Genomic DNA, 21,878 nt, shown 5'->3' on the forward strand with positions numbered 1-21,878 from the left:
TCCGGCCATCAGAGGCGGCAGGCGTGGATCGCGGTGGTCAGGATGGCGCGCGCGCCGATGGCGTACAGGTCGTCCATGACCCGCTGCGCGTCCTTGGTGGGGACCATGGAGCGGACGGCGACCCAGCCCTCGTTGTGCAGCGGCGAGATCGTCGGCGACTCCAGGCCGGGGGTGAGGGCGACGGCCTGCTCCAGGTGCTCGGCGCGGCAGTCGTAGTCCATCATCACGTACGTCCGGGCGACCAGGACGCCCTGGAGGCGGCGCAGGAACTGCTGCACCTTCGGCTCTTCGGCGCCGGCGCCGGTGCGCCGGATGACGACGGCCTCGGACTTCATGATGGGCTCGCCGAAGACTTCGAGGCCCGCGTTGCGCAGGCTGGTGCCGGTCTCCACGACGTCGGCGATGACCTGGGCGACGCCCAGCTCGATGGCGGTCTCGACGGCGCCGTCCAGGTGGATGACGGAGGCGTCGACGTCGTGGTCGGCCAGGTGCTTGGCCACGATGCCCTCGTACGAGGTGGCGATCGTGCGGCCCTTGAGGTCCGCGAGGCCGTCGGCGGTGCCCGGCCTGGCCGCGAAGCGGAAGGTGGAGCGGGCGAAGCCGAGCGGCAGGATCTCCTCGGCGTCGGCGCCGGAGTCGATCAGGAGGTCGCGTCCTGTGATGCCGATGTCGAGCTTGCCGGACGAGACGTAGATGGCGATGTCGCGCGGGCGCAGGTAGAAGAACTCGACCTCGTTCTCGGGGTCGACGATGACGAGTTCCTTGGACTCGCGGCGCTGCTGGTATCCGGCCTCATGCAGCATCGCCGACGCAGGTCCGGACAGTGAACCCTTGTTGGGAATGGCGATGCGCAGCATGAGGTCGGATTCCTTTGCGTGACAGTGCGGGTACGTGGGTACGTGGGTGCGAGGCGGGCGGCGTACTGCACGCGCGCTGGATAGAACGTTCGTCCTAGAGGTGGGCGTACACGTCGCTGAGGGAGATGCCGCGGGCGACCATCATCACCTGTACGTGGTACAGGAGCTGCGAGATCTCCTCGGCGGCGGCTTCCTTGCCCTCGTATTCGGCGGCCATCCACACCTCGGCGGCCTCCTCGACGACCTTCTTGCCGATCGCGTGGACGCCCTTCTCCACCAGCTCGGCGGTGCGGGAGGTGGCCGGGTCGCCGTGCGCGGCCTTCTGCTGGAGCTCGGTGAAGAGCTCCTCGAAAGTCTTCTTGGACATGATGTCGCTTACTCTACGCGCCCGTGGAACGCCCCTCAGCGCCAGGGCTCGGAGACGGTCCGCAGCGTGGCCGCCGTGGCCACGGCGGCGGTGACCGCCTCGTGGCCCTTGTCCTCGGTGGAGCCCTCGATGCCCGCGCGGTCCAGGGCCTGCTCCTCGGTGTCGCAGGTCAGGACGCCGAAGCCGATCGGCACCCCGGTGTCCACGGTCACCTGGGTGAGGCCCTGGGTGACGCCCTGGCACACGTACTCGAAGTGCGGGGTGCCCCCGCGGATGACGACGCCGAGGGCGACGATCGCGTCGTAGCCGCGGCCCGCGAGGACCTTGGCGACGACCGGCAGCTCGAAGCTGCCGGGCACGCGCAGGAGGGTCGGCTCGTCGATGCCGAGTTCGTGCAGGGCGCGCAGCGCGCCGTCCACGAGGCCGTCCATGACCTTCTCGTGCCACAGGGCCGCGACGACGGCCACGCGCAGGTCGCCGCAGTTCTTCACGCTCAGTTCGGGGGCACCCTTGCCGCTCACGCGCTTCTCCTCAGGGGGTCGTCTACTGGGGTCGGATCACTGGTTGCCGCAGGCGGACATGTCCGTGGCGTCGAGCCAGGGCAGGTCGTGGCCCATGCGGTCGCGCTTGGTGCGCAGGTAGCGCAGATTGTGCTCGCCCGCGGTGACGGGCATGGGCTCGCGGGCGATGACCTTCAGGCCGTGGCGGGCGAGCGCCTCCGTCTTGTCGGGGTTGTTGGTGAGAAGGCGCAGGCTGCGCACGCCGAGGTCGTCGAGGATCTGCGCGCCCGCGCCGTAGTCGCGGGCGTCGGCGGGCAGGCCAAGTTCGAGGTTGGCGTCCAGGGTGTCGCTGCCGCGCTCCTGGAGTTCGTAGGCGCGCAGCTTGGACATCAGGCCGATGCCGCGGCCCTCGTGGCCGCGCAGATAGACCACGACGCCGCGCCCGGTGTCGGCGATGCGCCGCATGGACTCCTGGAGCTGCGGGCCGCAGTCGCAGCGCAGGGAGTGGAAGACGTCGCCGGTCAGGCACTCGGAGTGCAGGCGCACCAGGACGTCCTCGCCGCCGTCGATGTCGCCGTGGACGAGCGCCACGTGCTCGACGCCGTCGGCCGTGGAGCGGTAGCCGTACGCGGTGAACTCGCCGAAGGCGGTGGGCAGGTGGACCTCGGCCTCGCGGCGGACGGTCGGCTCGGCGGAGCGGCGGTAGTCGATCAGGTCCTCGATGGAGATGATGGTCAGTCCGTGCTTCCGTGCGAAGGGGATGAGCTGGGGCAGGCGCAGCATGCGCCCGTCCTCGCCGGCGATCTCGACGATGGCCCCGGCGGGGCGCAGGCCCGCGAGCCGCGCGAGGTCGACGGCGGCCTCGGTGTGGCCGTTGCGGGCGAGGACGCCGCCCTCCTTGGCCCGCAGCGGGAAGATGTGGCCGGGGCGCACGAAGTCGGCAGCACTGGCCTTGCCCCCGGCGAGCATCTGGAGGGTGGTGGCGCGGTCGGCGGCGGAGATGCCGGTGGTCACGCCGTGCGCGGCGCTGGCGTCGACGGTCACGGTGAAGGCCGTGCGCATGGACTCGGTGTTGTCCGTGACCATCTGCGGCAGGTCGAGGCGGTCCAGTTCGGAGCCCTCCATCGGGGCGCAGATCAGGCCCCGGCACTCGCTCATCATGAAGGCCACTATCTCGGGGGTGGCCTTCTCGGCGGCGATGACGAGGTCGCCCTCGTTCTCCCGGTCCTCGTCGTCGACGACCACGACGGGGCGGCCTGCGGCGATGTCGCGGACGGCCAGCTCGACGGGGTCGAGGCAGAGGTCCTCGGAGTTGTCCGTCGTGTAGTAGAAGGGGTGCACGGTCCCGGCGTCGTCCGGGGCTGCGGTGGGCTGCGTGGTCATGCCGGGGCTCCTTCGATGACGGGCTGCTGCTGCGGAGTGACCGTGCGGCGCGACCTGAGCCACCAGTCGCGCATGCCCCACAGGACCAGGGCGAGGTAGACGACGTACACCAGGCCGGAGAAGGCGAGGCCGCTGGAGAACGCGAGCGGGACGCCGACGACGTCGACGAGCAGCCAGGCGAACCAGAACTCGATGAGGCCGCGCGCCTGGGCGACCATCGCGGCGAGCGTGCCGACGAAGATGTAGGCGTCCGGCCAGGGGTTCCAGGAAAGATCGGGCACGGCGGAGAACAGGGCGCCGACGGCGAGGGTGCCCGCGGCGGTGGCGCCGAGGAGCAGTCCGCGCTCCTTCCAGGTGGCGAAGCGGACGGCGATGGAGCCGTCCTGCGCCTTCTGGGTGCCGCGGGTCCACTGCCGCCAGCCCCACGCCGCGACGCCGATGACGAGCAGCTGCTTGCCGACGCCGCCGGACAGCTGCGCGGAGGCGTACGCGCCGACGAGGATCACGCCGGAGAGGAACTGCGCGGGCCAGGTCCACACCGAGCGGCGCCAGCCGAGCGCGAGGGCGATGAGGCCGATGCTGTTGCCGACCATGTCGGACCACAGGATGTGCTGGCCGAAGGCCGTGAAGGCCTCGGAGTTGAGCCAGTTCAGCGGGTTCATCGGCTCGCCTCTTCGGTGTGGGCACGGGTGCCGAGCAGGCGCTCGACGTACTTGGCGATGATGTCGACCTCGAGGTTGACCGGGTCGCCGGGCTGCTTGACGCCGAGGGTGGTGAGCGCGAGCGTCGTGGGGATCAGGCTGACGGTGAAGTAGTCGGGCCCGGCGTCGACGACGGTCAGGCTCACTCCGTCAACGGTGATGGAGCCCTTCTCGACCACATAGCGGGCGAGGTCCGCGGGCAGGGAGACCTTGACGATCTCCCAGTTCTCGGAGCGCTTGCGGTCGAGGACGGTGCCGGTCCCGTCGACGTGGCCCTGCACGATGTGGCCGCCGAGGCGCGCGCCCACGGCGGTGGGGCGCTCCAGGTTGACCCGGGCGCCGGGGGCGAGCGCGCCGAGGCTGGAGCGGTTGAGGGTCTCGGCCATCACATCGGCGGTGAACTCGTCGCCCTCGTGGTCGACGACGGTCAGACACACGCCGTTGACGGCGATGGAGTCGCCGTGCTTCGCGCCGTCGGTGACGACGGGGCCGCGCAGACGGAAGCGGGACGCGTCACCGAGGTTCTCGACGGCGGTGACCTCGCCCAGCTCTTCGACGATTCCGGTGAACACGCTCAGTTCTCCTTCGGTGCGACGGTGGCGGTGACGCGCAGATCGGTGCCGACCCGGACGGCCTCGGTCAGGTCCAGGCGCAACGCGTCGGTGATGGTGGTGATTCCGGCGCTCGCGAGGACGGTGGGTCCTTCGCCGAGCAGCGCGGGGGCGAGATAGCCGACGACGCGGTCGACGGCGCCCGCGGCGACGAAGGCCCCGGCCAGCGTCGGGCCGCCTTCGAGCAGCACGGACCGGACGCCGCGCGCGTGCAGCGCGGTGAGCAGGGCGCCGATGTCCACGCCCCGGTCGGTGCGCGGCAGGCGCACGGTGTCGACGCCGGGCAGGGCGAGCGCGGGGTCGGTGTCATCGGCGACGGCGACGAGCGTGGGCGCGGCGGCGTCGAGGACGCGGGCGCCGGGCCGCACGGCCGTGGCGTGGGTGTCGACGACGACGCGCAGCGGCTGCGGGGCGCCGTCGATGCCGCGGACGGCGAGGTGCGGGTCGTCGGCGCGCTGGGTCCCGGAGCCGACGACGACGACGTCGCACTCGGCGCGCAGCCGGTGGACGTCGGCGCGGGCGGCGGCGGAGGTGATCCAGCGGCTGGTGCCGTCGGCGGCGGCGGCGCGGCCGTCGAGGGTGGCCGCGTACTTCCAGGTGACGTGGGGGCGGCCGCGGCGCACGGAGGTCAGCCAGGCGGCGTTGACCTCCTCGGCCTCGGCCGCGAGCAGGCCCTCCTCGACGTCCACGCCGGCGGCGCGCAGGGTGCGGGCGCCGCCGGTGGCGTCCGGGGTCGGGTCGCCGACCGCGTACACGACGCGGGTGACGCCGGCCTCGATGAGGGCCTGGGCGCAGGGGCCGGTGCGGCCGGTGTGGTCGCAGGGTTCGAGGGTGACGACGGCGGTGGCGCCGCGGGCCTTGGCACCGGCCGCGCGCAGGGCGTGGACCTCGGCGTGCGGGCCGCCCGCGCGCTGGTGGTGGCCCTCGCCGACCGTCTCACCGGCGGCGTCGATGACGACGCAGCCGACGACGGGGTTGGGGCTCGTGCGGCCGCGTCCGAGCGCCGCGAGGGCGAGCGCGCGCCGCATGGCGGCTGCTTCGGCCTGGGTGGCCACCGGGTCCTCCTGCCTCTTCGGGCACGGACTCCGGGGCGCGTCGATGACGACGACAACGTACGAGCGAGGACACACGGGGCCGAGGACGCCGAGCGAGACCTGTCCAGGAATCCCACGTAGGTCACGTGGGGAACAAGCCACTACGGCGGCTCGGCACACAGGGGTGTGCCTGCTCGCCGCGCACTGCCTCCCATCCGGACTTTCACCGTCGGTCCAGGAGTTTCACCTGGTCAACCGGCCACTGGAGGTGGCCGGGTCGCGGACTATAACCGCCGGTTCGGAATTACACCGACCCCGGAGTGCGCTGCTTTTGGTACGCAGCCAGTGTGCCACGCCTGGTAGTGGCCGTGCGGGCCGCCCGCTGTGGGCTGGCTCACAGGCCCTGGCCGCACGGCTCCGGCCGGATCGTGTCGCCCCCTTCTGACCGGAAATCCATCGATCCCGGCCCGCGAACTGGCAGATCACCCTCCGCAAGCAGGATGGTCCATACCTATTGACGCTCTGGTCTAGTCCTTTTAACGTCTGCGTCACTCTGCGGAGAGGCCCGCCCGGTGTGCGCACATCGTGGGCCGCAGTCCCCGTTCGCCGTGCGACACCGAGCCTCCCCAGGAGGAACCGACGTGCCCACCCCCACTCGGGCGAGAACCACGCTCCTCGCCACCGGCGCCGCCGTGGCCGGTCTGCTCCTCAGCACCCTCGCCGCCACCTCGTCCCAGGCGGCGGACCCCGCCGCCAACGAGTCCTGCCGCCCCGACGGCCTGTATAAGACGCCCGGCGTCGACGTCCCCTACTGTTCCGTCTACGACGCCGACGGCCGCGAGAAGATGGGCGCCGACCACCAGCGCCGTGTGATCGGCTACTTCACCGGCTGGCGCACCGGCAAGAACGGCGAGCCCGCCTACCTCGCCTCCGACATCCCCTGGGACAAGGTCACCCACCTCAACTACGCCTTCGCGCACGTCGACAAGGACAACAAGATCTCCGTCGGCTCCGACGGCGAGAAGAACGCCGCGACCGGCATGACCTGGCCGGGCGTCGCGGGCGCGGAGATGGACCCCGGGTTCTCCTACAAGGGCCACTTCAACCTCCTGAACAAGTTCAAGAAGAAGCACCCGAACGTGAAGACCCTGGTCTCCGTGGGCGGCTGGGCCGAGACCGGCGGCTACTTCGGCGACGACGGCAAGCGCGTGAACTCCGGCGGCTTCTACTCGATGGCCACCAACGCCGACGGCTCGGTGAACCAGGCGGGCATCAACACCTTCGCTGACTCCACCGTCGACTTCATCCGCAAGTACGGCTTCAACGGCGTCGACATCGACTACGAGTACCCGACGACCATGAAGGACGCGGGCAACCCGCTGGACTGGCAGCTCGCCAACGGCCGCCGCGCGGGGCTCGTCAAGGGCTACGCCGCGCTGATGAAGGCGCTGCGCGAGAAGCTCGACAAGGCCGGTGCCGCCGACAGCAAGCACTACCTGCTGACCGTCGCCGCGCCCTCCTCCGGCTATCTGCTGCGCGGCATGGAGACCTTCCAGGTCCAGAAGTACCTGGACTACGTCAACATCATGTCGTACGACCTGCACGGCGCCTGGAACGAGTACGTGGGCCCGAACGCCTCGCTGTACGACGACGGCAAGGACGGCGAGCTCGCGGCCGCGGGCGTGTACGGCAGCCAGCAGTACGGCGGCGTCGGCTACCTCAACACCGACTGGGCCTACCACTACTTCCGCGGCTCAATGCCCGCGGGCCGCATCAACATCGGCCTGCCCTACTACACGCGCGGCTTCAAGAACGTGCAGGGCGGCACGGACGGCCTGTGGGGCAAGGCGGCCACGACGAACTGCCCGGCCGGGTCCGGGCTCACCAAGTGCGGTGACGGCGCCGTCGGCATCGACAACCTGTGGCACGACAAGGACGACAACGGCAAGGAGTCCCCGGCCGGGTCGAACCCGATGTGGCACGCCAAGAACCTGGAGAAGGGCGTCGTCGGGGACTACGTGACCAAGTACGGCTTCCCCGCCGACACCAAGCTCTCCGGCACCTACGCCCGCAAGTACGACTCCACGCTGGTCGCGCCCTGGCTGTGGAACGCCGACAAAAAGGTGTTCCTGTCCACCGAGGACGAGCAGTCGGTGAAGGCCAAGGCCGACTACGTGGTCGACAAGGGCATCGGCGGCACCATGGTGTGGGAGCTGGCCGGTGACTACACGTACAACGCCGCCAAGGGCCAGTACGAGATCGGTGACACGCTCACCACGGCGATGTACGAGAAGTTCAAGTCGGCCGCTCCGTACGGCGCGAAGGTCGCGGGCAAGGACCTGCCCGCCAAGGCCGTCGACATCGGCGTGGACTTCGGCGACTTCAAGCTCGGCGACTCCAACTACCCGATCACTCCCAAGCTGAAGATCACCAACAACACGAAGACGACGCTGCCCGGCGGCACGGAGTTCCAGTTCGACTACTCCACCTCGGCCCCGGCCAACGCCTCCGACCAGTCCGGCTTCGGCACGAAGGTGATCAGCACCGGCCACACCGGGACCAACGTGGGCGGCCTGAAGGGCGACTTCCACCGCGTCTCGCTGAAGCTGCCCGCCTGGCAGACGCTGGCCCCCGGCGCGTCCGTCGACCTGTCCTTCAACTACTACCTGCCGGTGTCCACGCCGTCGAACTGGACGGTGAACATCGGCGGGACGACGTACGCGCTCGCCGGCGGCCTGGCGCGCGGCACGACCGTCGTCGAGCCCGGTGGCGGCGGCCCGACCGACCCGCCCACCGACCCGCCCGGCAAGTGCACCGCCCCCGCGTGGAGCACGGGCTCGGAGTACGGCTCCGGCACCACCGTGTCCCACAAGTCGCACACCTGGAAGGCCAAGTGGTGGACGAAGGGCGAGGAGCCCGGCGCCTCCCAGTGGGGCCCGTGGCAGGACATGGGCGCCTGCTGACCCGCTGACCAGCGCATCGGTCACCCCCTAGACGCCCGGCGGCGGGAAGAACTGCCCTTGCCCCGCCGCCGGGCTTTCCCGTGCATCTCAGAGGGCGGGGCGAACCGCGCCCGAAGGGGCGCGGGGAACTGCGCGCCCAGCCCCCACAACCCGCAGAGACCAAGACAGCCCATCCGCAACGGCGCTCACGTCGTGAAAAGCTCGTCCTGCGCGGCGTCCCGAGCGGTGAGCAACGCCCCCCGCAACACGGCAGCGCCCCCCAGCGCACTAGCGCGAACCTCCGTGCGCAACGGCGACATCGCAGCGACCCGCTCCGCGACGCGGCCCGCCAGGGCCGCACCCCCCGCCCGCCCCAGCTCCCCGCCGAGCACCACGCACCCGGGATCGAGCACGGCCGCGACGGAGGCGGCGCCGATGGCCACGCGGTCGGCCAGCTCGGCGAGGAACGGGGCGTGCCCCGTCTCCACGGCGTGCCGCAGCAGGGCGGCGGCGGGCAGCTCCCCCGGCTCGGGCTCCGCCTTGATCCCGTGATCGGCGGCGAGGTCGGCCACCGCTCCCGACCCGGCGAGCGTGTGGAAGCCGCCGTCGCAGGCGGTCGCGGTGGGCAGGCCAGCGGTGCCGGGCACCGGCAGGAAGCCGATCTCGCCGGTGCCGCCGGAGGCGCCCCTGCGCAGCGTGCCGTCCAGGACGACGGCCGCGCCGGTGCCCGCGCCGAGCCACAGGAGCACGAAGGTGTCGCGGTCGTGCGCCGCGCCGTCGCGCTGTTCCGCGCGGGCGGCGAGGTTGGTCTCGTTCTCCACCAGGACCCGCGCGGGCAGCCGCTCGGTCAGGGCGGCGACCAGGCGGCGGTGCCAGGCGGGCAGGCCCGCCGAGTCGCGCAGCTCGCCGGTGCCGGGGTCGATCAGGCCGGGGGCGCCGACGCCGACGGTGTGCAGGCGCGTGGCGCCGCCCGCGCGGGCGGTGCTCTCCACCAGGGCGACGGCCCGTTCGACGGCGGCGCTGGTGCCGGTGGTGGTGTCCATGGGCAGCGACGCCTCAGCGAGCGGGCGGCCGAGCAGGTCGGTGACGGCGACGGCGACGCTCTCGGTGCGGACGTCGAGCGCGGCCAGCTGGGCCCGGTCGGCGACTATCCCGTACAGACGGGCGTTCGGGCCCCGGCGCCGCTCCCCCGCCTCGCCGACGACCGTGATCAGGCCGGAGCCCTGGAGCCGCTCGACGAGGTCGGCGACGGAGGGCCGGGAGAGGCCGGTCAGCTGCTTCAACTGCCCCGCCGTCAAGGGACCCTCGCTTTGCAGCAGCCGCAGGGCGAGCCGGTCGTTGATGGCCCGAGCGGTGCTCGGTGATGCGGGCATGGCCGGATCCTTCCACAGCGCGCGCACCGGTCCGCCGGGCGGCGATCCGGACGCGCGCGATATTCGGTTCCCCGGCCCTCTTCTATCAGGCAGGGTTCCTGATAGTTTACTGCGGCGGTCCCGGACGGGACCGTGGAGGGGTGGAGCGGATGAGTGCGGAGCAGGGTCAAGGGGTCCTTGGCGGGCGGGAGTTGAGCCGGGCGCGGATCGCCATCGCGGTGATCTTCTGTGTGCACGGCTCGGTCGCCGGGTCGTTCGCGACCCGGGTGCCGTGGATCCAGGACCACGCCGACGTCAGCGCGGGCCTGCTCGGCCTCGCGCTCGCCTTCCCGGCGATCGGCGCCTCGGTGGCGATGCCGCTCGCGGGCTGGCTGAGCCACCGCTTCGGCGCGCGGGCCGCGCTGCGCGGGCTGCTCGCGCTGTGGACGCTCGCGCTCACGCTGCCCGCGCTCGCGCCGAACCTGGTGACGCTGTGCGCGGCGCTGTTCGTGTACGGGGCGACGTCGGGCATGGCGGACGTGGCCATGAACGCGCTGGGCGTCGAGGTCGAGACCCGCATGCAGAAGTCGATCATGTCGGGTCTGCACGGCATGTGGAGCGCGGGCGCCCTGATCGGCTCGGCGGGCGGCACGGTCGCGGCCCATCTGCACGTGGACGCCCGGGTGCACCACCTCTTCGCCGCCGCGGTCCTGACCGTCCTCGGTCTTATCGCCTGCCAGGGCGTCCTCGACCTGCGCAGCGCGCCGGAGGAGGAGGCGCCGCCGCGGTTCGCGCTGCCGCCGAAGTCGGCGCTGCTCATCGGCGCTGTCGGCTTCTGCGCGGTGTTCGCCGAGGGCGCGAGCCTGGACTGGTCGGCGGTGTACCTGAAGGACGTGCTCGACTCCTCCGCGGGCCTGGCCGCCGCGTGCACCACCGGCTTCACGCTCACGATGGCCGTCGCCCGGTTCGCGGGTGACAAGGTGGTGGACCGGTTCGGCGCGGTCCGCACCGTGCGCGTGGGCGGAGCGTGTGCCGCGCTCGGCGGGCTGCTGGTGGTGACGGCGCAGCACGCGGCGATGGCCATGACCGGCTTCGCGCTGATGGGCCTCGGCATCGCGGTCGTCGTCCCGCTGGCGTTCGCCGCGGCCGGGCGCAGCGGCCCGAACCCGAGCCAGGCCATCGCGGGCGTCGCCACCATCACGTACACCTCCAGCCTGATCGCGCCGTCGGCGATCGGCGCGCTCGCGGACGCCACCAGCCTGGTCGCGTCCTTCAGCCTGGTGACGGTGCTCGCCTGCGGCCTCATGGCGTTCGCCGGGGTGCTGCGCACGGACGGGCGCCCGAAGGCGGGGACGCCCGCCGCGCAGCCGGCGGCGGAGCGCAAGGGCTGACGCGGGCCGGGGCCCTAGCCCGTGATGGAGTCCAGCTGTTCCGCCGCGGGCCGCAGTACCCACAGGTCGCCGCCGGGCGGCTCCTGGAGCCTCGGCACCGCGGCTTTGGCCGCCGCGTCGCCCGCGGCCGCGGCCGCGTGCACGACGTCCGTCGCCGCGTACCGGAGGAACTCCAGCTCGGGGTGGCGCCAGGGGCGTTCGCCGGTGGCGGCGGGCAGCAGATAGCGGACGGCCTTGAACAGGCCCTGCCCGGCGGGGCCTTCGTGCGCCCAGAGGTCCACGCCGACGTGGCGGCCGATGTCGGCCAGGCGCGCGTGGGCGACCAGGGCGAAGGTCGAGTAGTGCCAGCTGCGGGTGCGGCTCAGCTCCTGCGGCTGGCCGCCGTCGGCGGCGATCTGCGGGTCGACGCGCTTGGCGCGCGCGTCGCGGACGGTGGCGCGGGCGAGCGACTCGTCGCCGGTGGCGAGGGCGAGGGCGGCGAGCTGGAGGTCGTGGAACGTGCCGTGGTTGTTCTTGGCGGCGGCCTCCTGCTCACCGAAGTCGCTGTGCGCGAGCCAGTCCCGGAAGTCCTTGTTCCAGTCCCTCATCCGGGCGCGGTCGCCGCCCGTCCAGCCGGGGGCGCCGGTGGCGAGGATCGCCTGGGCGTCGAGGACGCTGGTGTAGGACTGCGAGAAGTCGATGATGCCGATGGCGCGGCCGTCGTACTTGCAGGGGATGAACTGGCCGTGGTTCAGGTGCGGGTTCATCCGGGTCGCCGGGTCGAGGAACCAGGTGCGCAGGATGGTCGCGGCGTGTTCGGCGTACCTCTTGTCGCCCGTGTAGTACCAGGCGAGCGCCAGCTCGTAGGTGGAGTCGAAGACGTTCTCCGCGTCGCGGCGGTCGGTGCCGGTGTCGACCTCGGGGTTGCGCTCGCCGTCGCGCTGTTCGTACGGGCAGCCCCAGGGGTTGGCGGGGGTCTTGGGCGCGGTCGGCCACCAGTAGGGGGCCTGGCTCAGATAGTCGTGCGGGTCGCCGCTTGGCGCGGGCCTCGGCTTGTCGACGACGGTCCAGGGGCCCTTGCCGAGCCAGCCGTCGGCGCGGCGCGTGAGGTCGCGCAGCGCGCGGCGCGCTCGCGGGTCGCCCGCGTCGAGGCGGCGCTTGGCCTCGGCGAGGCGGTGGCCGTCGAGGACCACGGTGACGGGGACCTTGGGCTTCGCGGCGGCGGCGGGCGGGGCGGGGACCTTGGGCTTCGCGGCGGCGGGCGGGGCGGCCACCGCGAGCAGGGCGCTCAAGGCAGTGGCGAGCAGGGTGCTGAGGACGGAGCGGGCTCTCATCGCACTCCAATCAGATACGTGAACATGGTTCATCGACCTGGCTGGGTCACCGTACCGGAAGCGGCCGGAAAGAAGTCGCCCTTACGTCGCATTAACATGTCGAAGCTGATCGTTCCCGTGCAGAAAGCGAACTCACCCATGGATCTCGGCGTGCGCTGGAAGCTGCACGGCGACGGGCGCACCCCCGCGCCCGGCGCGGTCGTCCGTCCCGACGAGCGGCTCTCGTGGCCCCGCACGGCCGGGCTCGGCGCCCAGCACGTGGTGGCGATGTTCGGGGCGTCGTTCGTGGCCCCCGTCCTCATGGGCCTCGACCCGAACCTCGCGATCATGATGTCCGGGGTCGCGACCGTCCTCTTCCTGCTCGCCACGCGCGGCCGCGTGCCCAGCTACCTCGGCTGCTCGCTGTCCTTCGTGGGCGTGGCCGCGGTGATCCGTGCCCAGGGCGGCTCCAGCGCCACCGTGACGGGCGCCGTCTTCGTGGTGGGCGCGGCGCTGTTCCTGGTGGGCCTGGCCGTGCGGCGGTTCGGAGCGCGGATCATCCACGCGGCGATGCCCCCGATCGTCACGGGCGCGGTGGTCATGCTCATCGGCTTCAACCTGGCGCCGGTGACCGCGTCGACGTACTGGCCCCAGGACCAGTGGACGGCGCTCCTGGTGATGCTGTTCACCGGTCTGGCCGTGGTGTGCCTGCGCGGGTTCTGGTCCCGGATCGCGATCTTCCTCGGCCTGATCTTCGGGTACGCCCTTTCCTGGGTCCTGGACGCGGTCTTCGGCAAGATCCACTCGGCGGACGGCTCCGGCAAGGTCACCGACCACTGGCGCCTGGACCTGTCGGCGGTCGGCGACGCGGACTGGATCGGCCTGCCCGCCTTCCACGGCCCGAGCTTCGAGTGGTCCGCGATCCTGGTGGCCCTGCCGGTCGTGATCGCGCTGGTCGCGGAGAACGCGGGCCACGTCAAGGCCGTCGGCGAGATGACCGGCGACGACCTCGACGGCAAGCTGGGCACCGCGATCTCCGCGGACGGCGCCGCGTCCATGCTGTCCACGGCGGTCGGCGGCCCGCCCAACACCACGTACTCCGAGAACATCGGTGTGATGGCCGCGACCCGCGTCTACTCCACGGCCGCCTACTGGGCCGCGGCCGCCTTCGCGCTCCTCTTCGGCCTGTGCCCCAAGTTCGGCGCGGTCGTCGCCGCGATCCCCGGCGGCGTCCTCGGCGGCATCACCGTCATCCTGTACGGCATGATCGGCCTGCTCGGCGCCCAGATCTGGATCAACGCCAAGGTCGACCTGCGCAATCCGCTGAACCTGGTCCCGGCCGCCGCGGGCATCATCATCGGCGTCGGCAACGTGTCCCTGAAGTTCACCGACACCTTCTCCCTGAGCGGCATCGCCCTCGGCACCATCGTGGTCATCACCGGCTACCACGTGCTGCGCGCGTTCGCGCCCGCCCACCTGAAGTCCCAGGAGCCGCTCCTCGACTCGGGGACCTCGTCCTACGACGAGCCGGAGCCGGAGGCCGGGACCGCCGAGAGCGCCGAGGGGTCCGCCGCTCAGCCGCGCGCCAAGTCGTAGGCGTAGCCCGGCGAGAAGGTCCCAGGGCGGCCCCGGCAGCCGTCGGACTCCCCCGGCAGCTTGATCCACAGATAGGCGTCGACGCGGGCCGCGCCGGTGCGCAGCGTGGGCGGACGGCCGATGCCGCGCCCCGGCGGGTCGCACCAGCGGCCGTCCGCCGGGGCGCCGTTGCCGTTGCGGCTGGTGTCGATGACGGCGCCGAGCCCGCGCGGCCCGCCGAGGGCGGCGAGCACCCGGCGCGCGTACGCCACTTCGCGGGCCGTGCGGTGGAAGTTGGACACGTTCGTGAACACGCCGTCGGAGGACGCCGGTGCCGCGGCCCCCGCCCGGCGCAGCCAGTCGGCCTGGCGGGCGGGCGCGTGCCAGCCCGAGTGACCGCCGTCGTGGTACACCCGCGCCTGGGGGTTGGCCCGCTTCAGGACCCGGCCCGCGCGGGCGAGGGCCGCGAACCGCCGGGCCCGCTCGCCGGGCGACAGGCAGTGCGACAGGGCGATCGCGTCCGGCTCCAGGATGACCACGGCCTCGCGGGAGCCGAGGCCCGCCGCGAACCGCTCGATCCACCTGCCGTACGCCGCGAGGTCCGGGGCGCCGCCGCCGGAGTGGCCGCCGCAGTCGCGGCCCGGGATCGCGTACGCCACGAGGACCGGCACCCGGCCGCCCGCCCTGGCCGTCACGGCCCGCACCCGCGCGGTCAGGGCCCCGGCCCGATGGTCCGCGAACCAGACGGCGGTGGGCCGGGCGGCGATCCGGGACGCGATGAGCGGGCGCCGCGGGTCGCTCGCGTGGGTCCGCACCCAGGCGGCGGCCTGCGTGTCGGCGTGGCGGTACAGGCGGTCTGCGGCGGCCTCGGGCGGCCGCGGCCTGGGCGGCGGCGACGGCGGCGGCGCGGTCGTAGGCCGGGACGGCGCCGGGGCGGACCGCGGCCCCTCCACCGCGGCGGTCCGCTCCGGGCCGAGCCGGGCTCCGTCCTTCGCCCCCGTCGGCGCGGCGCGCGCGACGCCGCCCGCGCCGCCGGTGTGGTCCCCGCCTTCCCCCGCCACCGAGACCGCCCCGGCCGTCAGGCCGACGGCCGCCGCGACCAGGGCCGCCGTGCGGATGACCCCGCGCCGTCGCCCGGCGCGTCCGCGCACCCGTATGTCCCCCATGTCCGGTCCCCCCCTCGAACCGCTCCCCCGGGGTCCGCGCGGCCGTTCCCCCGTTTCGGGGAAGCGTCCGCCCGGCGGACCCGTGCGCAAGGCTAGGGCTGGGACGCTGCCCCCATGGCGCGGTTGGAGCGGTCGGCCGAGTGCACTCACCCGGCGCACGGAGTGAACGTGGTGGTGGCGCGCATGCGCGCGCTTGACACGCAGTGGGCGCGCCGGGACGGCGTCGCGGTCTTCAACCGCGTGTATCTGGAGGTGACTCAGGAGGTCGGCCGCCAGGTCGGCGCGGGCGCGTTCCCGGACGCCAGAGCCGCCGTCACGCTGGACGTCCGCTTCGCGGAGCGCTATCTGGCGGCCGTGGACGCGGTGGCCGCCGACCGGCGGCCACCGGCCTGCTGGCGGCCCCTGTTCCAGCTGCGGCGCCACCCCGGCGTACGGCCGCTGCAGTTCGCCCTCGCGGGCATCAACGCGCACATCGGGCACGACCTGGCGCTCGCCGTGGTGGACGCCTGTCACAGCATCGGCTGCGAACCGGCCGACCTGGAGGACGAGTTCGACCGCGTGGGCGACATCCTCGTGTCGCTGGAGGAGCGCGTCCGCGAACAGCTGATGCCGGGGCCCGACGTGCTCCAGGTCGCCGATCCGCTCACGCATCTGCTCGGCTCCTGGAGCCTGGAGCGGGCCAGGGACGGCGCGTGGTCGGCGGCCCGCGCCCTGTGGGCGCTGCGGCGTCTCCCCGGCGTGGCCGAGGAGACGCGCGAGCGGCTCGACGCGGCGGTGGGCCTGGTGGGGCGGATGCTGCTCACGCCCCTGCCGGACTGATCCGCCCCCTGCCGGACTGATCCGCTCAGTCCTCCGGCAGTTCCACCGGCTCGATCTCGTCGTAGAGGTCGCCGGGGCCGGGGTTCGTCGGGTCGGTCTGCCCGCCCAGCTGGTGCATGACGCCCCACACGGCGTTCAGGGCCGTCGTCACGGCGCCCTCGGCCCAGCCCGCCGTCCAGGAGATGTCGTCGCCCGCGAGGAAGATGCCGCGCTTGTCCTCGGGGAGGCGGTCCTGCATGAAGTGCGTGAACAGGCGCCGCTGGTAGCGGTAGTGGCCCGGCAGGTTCGCCTTGAACGCGCCCATGAAGTACGGCTCGTTCTCCCAGGACACGGTCACCGGGTTGCCGATGATGTGCTTCCTGATGTCGACCTTCGGGTAGATCTCGCCGAGCGACTTCAGCATGACCTCCATGCGCTCGTTCGCCGACAGCGGCAGCCACTTGAGGCTGTCGTCGCACCAGGTGTACGACAGGCAGATGGTGGCGGGCTTGTCCGGGCCGTCGTCCAGCAGGTAAGTGCCGCGCGTCATCCGGTCGGTGAGCGTCATCGACATGACGTCACGCCCGGTCTCCTCGTCCTTGTCCAGCCAGAACGGCCGGTCCACCGGCACGAAGAGCTTCGAGCTCTCCATGTAGTGGGTGCGCTCCATCGCCGTCCAGTGGTCGATGGGGAACAGCGAGTCATCACACTCGATCTTGGAGAGCAGCATCCAGGACTGCGCGGTGAAGATCGCCGCCGGGTAGGTGCGGATGTCGCCGTTGGCGTCGGTGACCGTGACGCGGTTGCCCGCGGTGCGGTGCAGCCGGGTCACGGCGGGCTTGGGCGCGCGGCCCTCGTGCAGCCCCGCCAGGGAGGTGCCGAGCGGCCAGTGGACGATCTTCTGCGGCTCGCGGTCCCACAGGCGCAGCGGCAGCTGCTGGGAGCCGCCGACGATGCCGCGGTGGTGGTCGTCGGCCTCGGTGTAGACGACGCGCAGGATCTCCAGGATGGAGTTGGGGAAGTCGGTGTCCCAGCCGCCGGTGCCGAAGCCGACCTGGCCGAAGATCTCGCGGTGCCGGAAGGACTTGAAGGCCTCGGACTCGCAGAGGAAGCCGTAGAAGGTCTGGTTGTCGAGCTTCTCGACGAGCTTCGCCCAGATCTCCCGGATGCGCGGCACGTCGCGCTCGCGCAGCGCGCGGTTCATGTCGGAGAAGTCCGCGCCCTCTTCGAGGCAGTCGCTCCACGCCTTCGCCACGTCGCGGTAGACCTGCGGCAGGTCGTCCACGGTCTCGGCGTAGTGCGACTCGCCCTTGAGGTCGACGACCGTCGAGGGGGTGGACTCCGCGAGCGGGTTGGGGAACGGGCTCGTCCGCAGGCCCACCAGGTCGATGTAGTGCTGCAGCGCCGTCGAGGACGGCGGGAAGCGCATCGCGCCCATCTCGGCGGTGAGGCCGTCCGTGCCGGTGCCCTCGAAGCCGACGGTGCGAAGGCGCCCGCCGATCTGGTCGGCCTCGTAGACGACGGGCTTGAGGCCCATCTTCATCAGCTCGTACGCGGCCACGATGCCGGAAAGGCCGCCGCCGATGACGGCGATCTCGGTGCCGTGCTCGGTCGCGGGTATCTGGCCGAGGCCGGCCGGGTGCGCGAGGAAGTCGTCGTAGGCGTACGGGAAGTCCGGCCCGAACATGGTGATGGGCGGCTGCGCGTCGGTGTGCTGGACGGCGTTGGGCACCGTGGACGTCATGGGGTACGGACTCCTTGCACAGTACGGAAGAACGGGTGGTGCGGGCTGGCTTCAGCCTCGGGTCAGGGGTGCGTACAGACCGGGTCGGCGGTCCAGCAAATAGGGGTTGGCCTCGCGGGACGCGGCGAGGAACGCGGGGTCGGCGTCGGCGAACACCAGCTCGTCACCGCGCCCGGCGCGGGCGCGGGCCACGCCGTCGGGGCCGACGAGCGCGGACAGGCCGACGAACTCGAACTCGCCCTCGGGGCCCACGCGGTTGACGTACGCGACGTACAGCTGGTTCTCGAAGGCGCGCACCGGCACGACGGACTCGGCGACGAACTGGAAGGGGTGCATCTGCGCCGTCGGGACGAGCAGCAGGTCGGTGCCCGCGAGGGCGTGCGCGCGGACGTTCTCCGGGAACTCCACGTCGTAGCAGATCATCAGGCCGATCCGGACGCCGTCGAGGTCGGCCTGGACGACGGCCTCGTCGCCGGGCGTGAAGTGCTCGCACTCGAAGCAGCCGAAGAGGTGGGTCTTGCGGTAGTTGGCGAGCCGGGTGCCGTCGGCGTCGATCAGCTGCACGGCGTTGTACACCAGCTCGCCGTCGCGCTCCGGGTAGGCGTAGGCGATGGCCAGGCCGTGGCGGGCGGCGATGTCGGCGACCGCGTCGGCCGCCTCGCCGTCCGCGGGCTCCGCCAGGCGCGGTACGTCGTCACCGATCGCGTAGCCCGTCAGGAACATCTCCGGGGTCACCAGGAGCCGCGCCCCGGCCGCGGCGGCGCGCGCGGCGGCCTCGTCCAGGGCCTTGAGGTTGGCGGCGACGGAGCCGGGACGCCCCGAGCTCTGGAGCAGGGCGGTGCGCAGCGGCGGCATGGCGGACCTCGGGGGCGCGGAAGGGCACGGGCAGGGGCAGGTGAGTCGCATAGACCGTACGTTTCGCGGGCGCGACGGGACAAGAGACGACCGTTGCGCCTGCCCGTGCGATCCGTTGCGCGTCAGGGGCCCGGGGCGGAGATTCGTTGCGAGGGGGCGTACGGGTGGCGTATGGACGGCGTACGAGGCACGTACGCGCGACGCCCTTTGTGTTACGGGGGATGCGACCTGGGGCGCAGACGGCCGCCCGGCGGCTCCCCCGTGCGGGGGAAGCGGAGAGCAGCCTGGAGCCCGACGTGCCGGGACCCCGTCGCGGGACATCGTGGGGTCACCCGGAACGACCGGGCCGCTTCGACCGACGGAGGACCTCCCGTGAGCCGCATCACCTTCACCCGCAACAGCACCCGCGCCCTCGCCGTGGGCGCCGCGCTCCTGGTCACCGCCGGGGCGGCGGGCGTGGCAGTCGCGTCCGGCGAGGACGTCACCCGCCCGGCCAGAGCCCAGCACGCCGAGAAGAAGGCGGAGACCCGGGAAGCGGCCGCGCTGACCGGCAAGGCCAAGATGTTCCGCAAGACCACCGAGGACGTGACGTTCACGTTCGACGCCCACCTGGCCAAGCGGCACAACGGCGACCCGAGCAAGGCCACCGGCACCTTCACGTTCGTGCACCTGGACAAGCCGGGCGGCAAGGGCGGCTGGGCCAAGGGCCGGATCGACTGCCTGGTGACGGGCGGCAAGGTGGCGACGGCCACCGGCGTCATCACCGACACCAACCTCAAGAAGATCGACGGCGGCCGCGTCGGCTTCAGCGTCCACGACAAGGGCCCGGGCAAGCTGGACCGCGTCGGCTACAGCTGGGCCGCGACGGGCGCCCCCACCGGCGACAAGAAGCTCCCGAAGTGCAACAGCGCCGCCCCCTTCGAGGTGGTCAAGAAGGGCACCGGCGACTTCCACGTGACCCCGTGGAACCCGCCCTACCCCGAGGGCGACTAAGAGCCGGGGCGCGGGCTGCCCGCACGGGGGTGGGGCGGCCCGCGTCCCTCGGGGGAGCTAGGCGGGAGACCCCGAAGAAAACCGCCGCATCAACGGCGAAAGGACGAGCACCGACTTGGTGCGCTCCACGAACGGCTCCCCAGCGATCCGCTCCAGAACCCGCTCGAAGTGACGCATGTCGGCGGCGAAGACCTGCACGATCGCGTCCGCCTCCCCGGTGACGGTGGAGGCGGACGCGACCTCGGGGTACCGCTCAAGACCCCGCTGGATCGCCTCCGGCGAGGTGTTGCGGCGACAGTAGATCTCGATGAACCCCTCGGTCTCCCAGCCGAGCGCGGCCGGGTCGACGCGGACCGTGAATCCGGTGATGGCTCCGGTGGCCCGCAGCCGGTCCACGCGCCGCTTCACGGCGGGCGCGGACAGGCCGACGAGCTGGCCGATGTCGGCGTAGGAGCGGCGGGCGTCCTCGGCGAGGGCGTGCACGATGCGTTCGTCGAGATCGTTCAGTCGCACAGGGGGTCGTTCACTTCTCTGCGTGTCACTTCACCGCGGGGACCTCGGGGGTCTCGGCGGTCTCCAGACGGGAGCGGCGCATCCCGTACAGGAAGTAGAACACGAGCCCGACGACCATCCAGACACCGAAGACCTTCCAGGTCGCCGCGTCGAGGTTGTACATGTTGTACGCGCAGAAGCCGAAGCCGAGGACCGGGAAGAGCCAGCCGAGCGGCACCCGGAAGGTGCGCGGCATGTCGGGGCGGGTCCGGCGCAGGATGACCACGGCGACGTTGACCAGGCCGAAGGCGAACAGCGTGCCGATGCTGGTGGCGTCGACGAGCTTGCCGAGCGGGATCACCGAGGCGAGGGCGCCGCAGAACAGGGACACGATGACGGTGTTCACGCGGGGCGTGCCGGTCTTGCCGCTGACCTTGGCGAACGTCTTGGGCACGAGGCCGTCGCGGGACATCGCGAACAGGACGCGGGTCTGGCCGTAGAGGACGGTCAGGACGACGCTGGCGATGGAGATGACGGCACCGGCGGCGAGGAGCGTGCCCCAGAAGGTCTGGCCGGTCACATCGTTCATGATCGCGGTCAGCGAGGCCTCGGAGCCCTCGAAGTCCTTCCAGTTCCAGGCACCGACGGCGACGGCGGCGACCAGGACGTACAGGGCCGTGACGATGATCAGCGAGAGCATGATCGCGCGGGGCAGGTCGCGCTGCGGGTTCTTGGCCTCCTCACCGGCGGTGGAGGCGGCGTCGAAGCCGATGTAGGAGAAGAACAGGCTCGCCCCGGCCGCGCTGACCCCGGCGACGCCGAGCGGCATGAAGTCGGAGTAGTTGCCGGACTTGAAGCCGGTGAAGCCGACCGCGCAGAACAGCACGAGGGCCGCGATCTTCACGATGACCATGATCGTGTTGGCGCGGGCGGACTCCTTGGCGCCGCCGAGCAGGAAGACCATGGCGAGCAGGACCACGATCAGGCCGGGCAGGTTGATGATCGCCCCGTCGACCTCGCCGGGCGCCGCCGAGAGGGCGTCCGGGATGGTGACGCCGATGGTGCCGTCGAGCAGCTCGTTCAGGTACTCGCCCCAGCCGACGGCGACGGCCGCGACGGACACGCCGTACTCCAGGACCAGGCACCAGCCGCAGACCCAGGCGACGAGTTCGCCCATCGTCGCGTAGGCGTACGAGTACGAGGATCCGGCGACGGGGATGGTGCCGGCCAGCTCGGCGTAGGAGAGGGCCGAGAAGAGGGCGGTGAGACCGGCGATCACGAAGGAGACCGTGACCGCGGGGCCCGCCTTCGGGACGCTCTCGCCGAGCACCACGAAGATGCCGGTGCCGAGGGTGGCACCGATGCTGATCATGGTCAGCTGCCACATGCCGAGGGTCCGGCGGAGCGTGCCGCCCTCGCCCTGGCCGCCCTCGGCGACCAGGCGGTCCACCGGCTTGCGCCGCGTTATTCGGCTGCCGAAACCGCCGCCGCCCTGGGGGCGGGGGCGGGTCTTCGGGGGGGCGCCCTGGTCGAGCACGGGTGGCTCCTTAATCGCTGCCGGTCGAAATGGCCGGGACCCACGGCAGCCCGAGCATCACCACGGGAACCCACCGAGCAGGCAGTCCCCGCCACGCCACGTACAGCGCCAGACTCTAAGCGGTTCCGGTTCCCAGCCGAAATGCAGCAACGTTGCGCACCGGCACAAGATCGTTGCGTGAGCTTCGATTGTACGGACCTTTATTGCGCCGTCCCTTTCGTCCGTTGCGTGACGCCCGTTTTGTCCGCTCCTCGGGATTCCGTTCGCGCACGGCGTCCCGGGCCCCGG

19 protein-coding genes and 1 riboswitch are annotated in these 21,878 nt (G+C 72.2%); of the genes, 5 read left to right on the forward strand and 14 right to left on the reverse strand.

Going from position 1 to position 21,878, the window contains the following annotated elements; all coding sequences use genetic code 11:
- Positions 1 to 8: 8 nt before the first annotated feature.
- The 7 genes from hisG to ribD all read right to left on the reverse strand — a co-directional run bounded on the left by hisG (position 9) and on the right by ribD (position 5,474).
- Positions 9 to 857 (reverse strand): ATP phosphoribosyltransferase, encoded by an 849-nt coding sequence (hisG, locus tag AC07A4_RS23585; protein WP_478601870.1) that lies wholly within the window; start codon positions 855 to 857, stop codon positions 9 to 11.
- A 94-nt stretch (positions 858 to 951) separates the two neighbouring features.
- Positions 952 to 1,224, reverse strand: coding sequence for a phosphoribosyl-ATP diphosphatase (locus tag AC07A4_RS23590; protein WP_384793960.1), 273 nt, complete (start codon positions 1,222 to 1,224; stop codon positions 952 to 954).
- Between the two features lie 35 nt (positions 1,225 to 1,259).
- Positions 1,260 to 1,745 carry a 6,7-dimethyl-8-ribityllumazine synthase gene (gene ribH / locus AC07A4_RS23595; RefSeq protein WP_478601873.1) on the reverse strand — a complete coding sequence of 162 codons (486 nt, stop codon included), beginning with the start codon at positions 1,743 to 1,745 and terminating at the stop codon, positions 1,260 to 1,262.
- Positions 1,746 to 1,781: 36 nt separating this feature from the next.
- Positions 1,782 to 3,107: a bifunctional 3,4-dihydroxy-2-butanone-4-phosphate synthase/GTP cyclohydrolase II gene (locus AC07A4_RS23600; protein WP_478601876.1), complete on the reverse strand. Its 1,326-nt coding sequence runs from the start codon at positions 3,105 to 3,107 to the stop codon at positions 1,782 to 1,784.
- Positions 3,104 to 3,769, reverse strand: a complete 666-nt coding sequence (locus AC07A4_RS23605) for a nicotinamide mononucleotide transporter family protein (RefSeq protein WP_478601879.1) — start codon at positions 3,767 to 3,769, stop codon at positions 3,104 to 3,106. Before AC07A4_RS23605 ends, AC07A4_RS23600 begins: the two co-directional genes overlap by 4 nt.
- Entirely contained in the window at positions 3,766 to 4,380 is a 615-nt protein-coding gene (locus AC07A4_RS23610) for a riboflavin synthase (RefSeq protein ID WP_478601882.1), read from the reverse strand. The genes AC07A4_RS23605 and AC07A4_RS23610 overlap by 4 nt, the downstream gene beginning before the upstream one ends.
- A gap of 2 nt (positions 4,381 to 4,382) precedes the next feature.
- Positions 4,383 to 5,474 (reverse strand): bifunctional diaminohydroxyphosphoribosylaminopyrimidine deaminase/5-amino-6-(5-phosphoribosylamino)uracil reductase RibD, encoded by a 1,092-nt coding sequence (gene ribD, locus AC07A4_RS23615; protein WP_478601885.1) that lies wholly within the window; start codon positions 5,472 to 5,474, stop codon positions 4,383 to 4,385.
- 176 nt (positions 5,475 to 5,650) lie between these two features.
- Positions 5,651 to 5,781, reverse strand: a riboswitch (FMN riboswitch).
- 313 nt (positions 5,782 to 6,094) lie between these two features.
- Here ribD and AC07A4_RS23620 point away from each other — a divergent pair.
- Complete coding sequence (locus AC07A4_RS23620) at positions 6,095 to 8,416, forward strand: chitinase C-terminal domain-containing protein (protein ID WP_478601888.1); 2,322 nt, start codon at positions 6,095 to 6,097, stop codon at positions 8,414 to 8,416.
- Positions 8,417 to 8,601: 185 nt separating this feature from the next.
- Here AC07A4_RS23620 and AC07A4_RS23625 read toward each other — a convergent pair whose 3' ends face one another.
- The gene (locus AC07A4_RS23625) at positions 8,602 to 9,768 is read right to left on the reverse strand and encodes an ROK family transcriptional regulator (RefSeq protein WP_478601891.1); all 1,167 of its coding nucleotides are present in this window, start codon (positions 9,766 to 9,768) and stop codon (positions 8,602 to 8,604) included.
- A 149-nt stretch (positions 9,769 to 9,917) separates the two neighbouring features.
- Here AC07A4_RS23625 and AC07A4_RS23630 point away from each other — a divergent pair, with 149 nt between their 5' ends.
- Positions 9,918 to 11,138, forward strand: a complete 1,221-nt coding sequence (locus AC07A4_RS23630; RefSeq protein ID WP_478601894.1) for an MFS transporter — start codon at positions 9,918 to 9,920, stop codon at positions 11,136 to 11,138.
- A 14-nt stretch (positions 11,139 to 11,152) separates the two neighbouring features.
- Here AC07A4_RS23630 and AC07A4_RS23635 read toward each other — a convergent pair whose 3' ends face one another.
- Positions 11,153 to 12,451 (reverse strand): alginate lyase family protein, encoded by a 1,299-nt coding sequence (locus AC07A4_RS23635; RefSeq protein WP_478601897.1) that lies wholly within the window; start codon positions 12,449 to 12,451, stop codon positions 11,153 to 11,155.
- Between the two features lie 138 nt (positions 12,452 to 12,589).
- Between AC07A4_RS23635 and AC07A4_RS23640 the strand changes: the two genes are divergently transcribed.
- Complete coding sequence (locus AC07A4_RS23640) at positions 12,590 to 14,026, forward strand: uracil-xanthine permease family protein (protein WP_478602442.1); 1,437 nt, start codon at positions 12,590 to 12,592, stop codon at positions 14,024 to 14,026.
- Here the strand turns inward: AC07A4_RS23640 and AC07A4_RS23645 are convergent.
- A complete protein-coding gene (locus tag AC07A4_RS23645; protein ID WP_478601900.1) occupies positions 14,005 to 15,171 on the reverse strand; it encodes a glycoside hydrolase family 6 protein in 1,167 nt (388 codons plus the stop codon). The genes AC07A4_RS23640 and AC07A4_RS23645 overlap by 22 nt on opposite strands.
- 114 nt (positions 15,172 to 15,285) lie before the next feature.
- Here AC07A4_RS23645 and AC07A4_RS23650 point away from each other — a divergent pair, with 114 nt between their 5' ends.
- On the forward strand, positions 15,286 to 15,990 hold the full coding sequence (locus AC07A4_RS23650; RefSeq protein WP_478601903.1) for a DUF5995 family protein: 705 nt from the start codon (positions 15,286 to 15,288) through the stop codon (positions 15,988 to 15,990).
- Between the two features lie 25 nt (positions 15,991 to 16,015).
- Here the strand turns inward: AC07A4_RS23650 and AC07A4_RS23655 are convergent, their stop codons facing one another.
- Positions 16,016 to 17,713, reverse strand: coding sequence for a flavin monoamine oxidase family protein (locus AC07A4_RS23655; protein WP_478601906.1), 1,698 nt, complete (start codon positions 17,711 to 17,713; stop codon positions 16,016 to 16,018).
- A 51-nt stretch (positions 17,714 to 17,764) separates the two neighbouring features.
- Positions 17,765 to 18,568 carry a carbon-nitrogen hydrolase family protein gene (locus AC07A4_RS23660; RefSeq protein WP_478601909.1) on the reverse strand — a complete coding sequence of 268 codons (804 nt, stop codon included), beginning with the start codon at positions 18,566 to 18,568 and terminating at the stop codon, positions 17,765 to 17,767.
- A gap of 372 nt (positions 18,569 to 18,940) precedes the next feature.
- Between AC07A4_RS23660 and AC07A4_RS23665 the strand changes: the two genes are divergently transcribed.
- Positions 18,941 to 19,561 (forward strand): Repetin, encoded by a 621-nt coding sequence (locus AC07A4_RS23665; protein WP_478601912.1) that lies wholly within the window; start codon positions 18,941 to 18,943, stop codon positions 19,559 to 19,561.
- A 57-nt stretch (positions 19,562 to 19,618) separates the two neighbouring features.
- Here AC07A4_RS23665 and AC07A4_RS23670 read toward each other — a convergent pair whose 3' ends face one another.
- On the reverse strand, positions 19,619 to 20,074 hold the full coding sequence (locus AC07A4_RS23670) for an Lrp/AsnC family transcriptional regulator (protein ID WP_478601915.1): 456 nt from the start codon (positions 20,072 to 20,074) through the stop codon (positions 19,619 to 19,621).
- 25 nt (positions 20,075 to 20,099) lie between these two features.
- Positions 20,100 to 21,590, reverse strand: coding sequence for an amino acid permease (locus AC07A4_RS23675; RefSeq protein ID WP_478601918.1), 1,491 nt, complete (start codon positions 21,588 to 21,590; stop codon positions 20,100 to 20,102).
- Positions 21,591 to 21,878 lie beyond the last annotated feature (288 nt).

The organism is Streptomyces sp. NPDC043996 (genome assembly GCF_056435225.1).